Annotated in this window: 1 pseudogene; it reads left to right on the top strand. The window is 71.6% G+C overall.

Annotated features, from left to right (window positions below):
* Nucleotides 1-192 (top strand): annotated as a pseudogene (locus G7A99_RS24140) (CoA transferase); the annotation flags it as partial.
* Nucleotides 193-563 lie beyond the last annotated feature (371 nt).

A 563-nucleotide genomic window follows, 5' to 3' on the forward strand; every position in this document is an offset into this window, starting at 1 on the left:
CGCGTGCCCCACGAGGCCGGCGGCCACGTGGACCTCGTGCGCTGCCCCATCCGCATGAGCGCCACGCCGCCGCGCACCGCCGCCGCACCGCCGCAGCTCGGCGAGCACACCCGCGCCGTGCTCGCCGACGAGCTCGGCCTGGACGACGCCGCCATCGCCCGGCTGGTGGAGGCGGGCATCGTCCAGGGCTGATCCCGCGCTGTCGCCCCTGCGGGGATTAACTAATCTTCTCAGAGGTTTTCTCCTGTGTCAGAGCGCCAGAGCGGTTTGGGGGCAAGGCGCGCTCGCGCCGGCGTGGCCGGGTCACGTCAAGCGAACGCAACGCCGCCGCCGGGCCGCTCTGGCGCTCCCTTCGGGCCGGACTGTGCGCCGATGGGGCTGAGTTGCTCGTCGCTTATGTAGCCCGGCTACACCACGCGCTTCGCGCCTTGCCCCATCGGCGCACAGTCCGGCTGACGCAGGAGAAAACCTCTGAGAAGATTAGCAATACGAGTGGGGCGGGCAGGACGATAGGGAGGTGCCATGGGCGGCGCACGCATCGGGCTGGCGCTCCAGGGCGGCGG

It is taken from the genome of Arhodomonas sp. KWT, assembly GCF_010993615.1.